The organism is Pseudonocardia tropica (assembly GCF_040105315.1).
Classification (GTDB): Bacteria; Actinomycetota; Actinomycetes; order Mycobacteriales; family Pseudonocardiaceae; genus Pseudonocardia; species Pseudonocardia alni.
Map to the genome: position 1 here is coordinate 1 of NZ_JBEDNP010000052.1, position 4384 is coordinate 4384.

At 68.3% G+C, this 4384-nt stretch carries 2 protein-coding genes; one reads left to right on the forward strand and one right to left on the reverse strand.

Annotation, left to right across the window (positions count from 1 at the left end):
• Positions 1-430: 430 nt before the first annotated feature.
• Positions 431-1840: a MurL-like N-terminal domain-containing gene (locus tag WHI96_RS27240; RefSeq protein ID WP_345646846.1), complete on the forward strand. Its 1410-nt coding sequence runs from the start codon at positions 431-433 to the stop codon at positions 1838-1840.
• On the opposite strand, the gene WHI96_RS27245 is transcribed toward WHI96_RS27240, so the two are convergent.
• Positions 1774-4384, reverse strand: a 2611-nt coding sequence (locus WHI96_RS27245) for a WD40 repeat domain-containing protein (RefSeq protein WP_349302495.1), incomplete at its 5' end; no start/stop codon positions are given. The two genes, WHI96_RS27240 and WHI96_RS27245, sit on opposite strands and share 67 nt — an antisense overlap.

The window sequence follows — 4384 nt, forward strand, 5'->3', positions numbered from 1 at the left end:
CCGGCGTGCTTCACGGACCATGCGCTGGGCGCGCTCGCGCATCTCGTCGCTGAACTTCCTCGGTGCCGGCACGATCTCCACCTTCCCGTGGGATCAGAGCCTCCACCACATCCGGGGCGCTTCAGACGCTGTCCCGAGCTCGCCGGCCTGACGAGGTCTGCCTCAGCTCTTGGGGGCGCGCCTGGGGAGGGGCGGATCGAGAGGAGACCCGCGCGGCGGTGTCAAAGTTCCTGGCAGAGCAGACTCGCTCCGGAGGTGTCCGCGGAGGGAGGGGCACGAACCCGCGAAGGCCTCGCTGGGGTGCCCGTGAGCACGCAGCGCCAGCGGTAGCGTGCGTCCAGTCCGCTGCTGTCACCCTGGGGCGCGCACATCCAGGTGCTGCGCGCCCGAGCGAGAAGACATACCCCCGCGACGACGAGAAGGGCGCCCTGTGGACTGGCCGGACGATGACCGCCTCCCCGCGATACACACATTTGTCTACTCCGGGATCCGCTTCGATCCGGAGACTGGCATCGCGGAGTTCGATTTCGTCCACGAGGGTAGTTCCCAGCGGTTGTGCTTCACTGAGGGTGTCAAGTTCCCGCTGCCCGAGGGCGGTGTCGGCGACACTGAGTTGACGGCGTTTCTTCGGGTATTGGAACTACTCTATATAGCTGTCGGCACTTTCTACTACAAAGTATCGGCACCGCCGCAGGTGTCGATCACTGCGATACCGCTTGCCCCGGCGGCCGCAGCCTGGGCTCAGCAGCTTTACCGCGAAGGCCTCGCGGAATACGCACACCGTCATCAGTTGGAGCACGTGCTGGATCTGCCGGTGCGCTCCCAGTACCGGGACCCGGTCGACCGGTTGCACAATCTGGGGGGCAGCGGTCGCACACCCCTGGTCGGGTTCAGCGGTGGAAAGGACTCGGTCGTGGCGCTCGAGGTCCTCAAGTCCGGCGGTCTCAACCCGGCAGCATTTACGACCGACCGTCGAGTCAAACCACAGCTCGAACCCTTGATGAGAAGAGCGCAGGTCAGGCTGTTGCGGGTCCGGCCGCGCCCGGACCCACAGCTGAAACAGCTGATGCGGCACACGGCGCTCCTTCGGGGACATGCGCCGCTGACTGCGATGACGTCGCTGGTCGGAACCGCAGTTGCAGCACTGCATGGACTCGGGCCCGCGGTGCTGGCCAACGAACGTTCGGCCGACGAGCCGAACCTGGTCTGGCGCGGCCGCGAGGTGAACCACCAGTGGGCGAAATCCGCCGTAGCAGAACAGGCACTCGACCGTGCTCTTCGCGAGCACACGGGAGTCGCCTCGGGCTGCTTCTCGCTCCTGCGTGGAATGGGCGAGCTAGAAATTTGCCGGATGTTCGCGGCGCTCGACGGTTACGACGAGCTGTTCAGCAGCTGCAACGTCGTGGTCCGGTCCACGGATCCGCACAGGACCGAGCGTTGGTGTCTGGATTGTGCGAAATGCCGGTGGGTCTTCTTGGCGTTGGCGGCGGTCATGCCCCGATCGCGGCTCGTCCAGATCTTCCAGCGAGATCTCCTGGACGACCGAGCGCAGATCGCCGGATATCGAGAACTGCTCGGGTTGGACGGACACAAACCGCTCGAGTGTGTAGGCGAGATCGCGGAGGCCCGCATCGCGCTACGCCAGCTTGCCGAGGACCAGCAGTGGCGGGACACGGCCGTGCTGAACGAGCTCGCGGCTCAGATCCCACCAGTGCCTTCCGACCAGAGGGAAAGAGCGTGGCGGGTCGACCGGGTCGGGACGGTGCCGGAGGCCTACCAGGCCGCGCTCGACCGCTGGTCGTCGCCGACCATGTCGGCGTCCGCGCACGGGGGTTCGTAGGACTCGTCCGGAGAGACGTAGGCGTCCCAGGCCTGCGGGGTCAAAGTATCGGGGGTGGCGGCGCAGACCCGGCGGATCGCTTCATGAACGTCGAGGTTGAACAACAGCACGGTCTGGTCGCGTGCGCCGCTGGCAAGAATCGACGGAGTGGCCGGCGAGAAGGCGGCGGAATAGACGTTGTCGGTGTGCCCACCCAATGGGTTTCCGATCGCGGTGGGCCGGACCGGGTCGGCGACGTTCCACAGGGCCACGGTGCTGTCATGGCTGGCCGCGGCCAGGGTGGTGCCATCACGGCTCCACGACACCTCCCCGAGAACGTTGCGCTGCGCGGTCAGTGGCGGGCCCTGCGCTCGTGCTGATGCCGGGTCGGTGGTGTCCCAGAGCCGGACGGTGTGGTCGAAACCGGCGCTGGCCAGCCGCGTGCCGTCGGGACTGAAGGCCAGCCCATAGATGTTGTCGGTATGCCCAACCAATGGGGCACCGACAGCACGGGCCCGGGTGGGGTCGCTGGTATTCCAGAGCCGGACTTGACCGTCGTGTCCCGCCGTGGCCAGGGTGCGCCCGTCCGGGCTGAAATCGAGGGCGGCGACGATCTCGCCGCGGGTGCCGGCCAACGAGACATTCAGCGGCATGGGCCGCGTCGGATCGGTGAGATCGAACAGTCGGGTGGCACCATCCGCCCCGCCTACGGCGAGGGTGCGCCCATCGGGGCTGATCGCCTGGCCGCCGACCTCCACGGGTAGAACAAGGTCCGGCCCCAGCTGGGTGGGCTGACGTGGGTCTTGCATGCTCCACGCTCGGATGGTGCGCCCGCCGCTGCTGACAAGCACGTCGTCGTCGCGTCCGGCGAAATCGACGTTGAACCCGCGGGCGCGAAGAGCACCGCCCTGCGACAAGGGAGGACCCACCGGGGCAGGCGAGCTTGGATCGGTGGTGTCCCACAGATAGATCGAGTTGTTGTCCAGGTTCCCAACCGCCAACATCCCGCCGTCGTCGCGGAACGCCAGATCCACCGCGGTGCCCGAGCTGGCGGTCAGCCGGGTCTGCGGCAGCGACCACACCCGGATAATCCCGTCACCACTCCCGGCGATCAGCTTGTTCCCGTCCGTGCTGAACTGGACCGAACCGATGCCGCGGCCGCTGTCGGTGCGCAGGGGCTGCCCGAGCGGGATCGGACCAGTGGGGTCAGCGATGTTCCACAACGTCACGCTGCTGTCCGACGAGGCCGCCGCCAGAGTGGTGCCGTCCGGGCTGATAGCGGCCGCGAGAATGGATGAAGCGCGGTCGACGGGCGGCTGTGCGATCAGTCGGGGCCGGGCCGGATCCGAGGTGTCCCACAGCCGGAGGGCGCCGGCCACGCCACCGGCGGCGAGGACGTCCCCGTCGGGGCTGATCGCGACGGCCTGGGTTCGGGGCGTGCCGCCGTCCAGTGCCGGCAGTGGGACCGGGCGGGCGGGGTCGGTGATGTTCCACCGGGCGACCGTGCCTCCGTCCCCCGCGGCCGTCAGAGTAGTTCCGTCCGGGCTGACCACCAGACCGCTTCCGTAGACCTTCGTGCTCGCTCCGGGGAGCCGTACACCGAGGTCGACCGGACGGGCGGGGTTGGTGATGTTCCAGAGACCCAGGACACCATCCTCATCCAATGCGATCAGCAGCTTGCCGTCCGGGCTGACCGCCAGAGCGTTGATCCCCGCTGGGCCGCTCGGCAACTCCGGGGTCAGCGCTGTTGGGCGGCGCGGGTCGGCGACGCTCCATGCCTGCAGCACGCTCTGATCTGACCTCGCGTTGTCCACGCTGCTGATAACGACCGGGCGGCCGGGAACTACCGCGAGCCCGGTCACCGGTCCGGACACCGGGAGTGTGCTCGTGGGCTGGTGTGTCCCCGCCTGATCGGCGGCCCACATCCGGATGGTGCCGTCATCGCTGCCGCTGACCACCGTAGAGCCCGCGATCACCGCGCGCGCCACACCGCGGTGGCCGCGCAGCGGGTGTGCCAGCGGCTGGTTCTGGGTGTCGAGCAGAGTGGTGTAGAGCGCTGGGTCGGGTTGCCGCTGGTAGGCCGCGAGGTAGAGCTGTGCGGCCATCGAGGGGTCGGTCGGTTGCAAGGCCTTCGCGTGGGCTTTGACCTCGGCGAGGATGGCGCGCTGCTGAGACTGGTACCTGGTCACGGCCTGGTGGCCGGCGATGACGGCCAACGCGGCGATGACTGCGACGACAGCGGTCACCGCCCCGCGGACCCGATGGCGGCGCCGTGCGAATCGGCGCTCCTGCTCATCGGCGGCGGCGAGGAACTCACGCGTGATGCCGGTGACGCTCACCGCGCCGGAGGCTGAGCGGGTGGTGACCCGGTGTGCGTCGCTGAGCAGGGTGCCCCGATACAACTGTTCGTCGGGCCTGCCTGCCTCATCCCAGATCCGCGCCGACCGATCGATCGCTTGTCGACGCACGTGGTCGGTGCGCTCGGAATCGATCGCGTCCCGTAGCAGCGGCCACGCCCGCCACAATGCTTCGTGCGTGATCTGCACGGTGTCCTCACCGACGGTG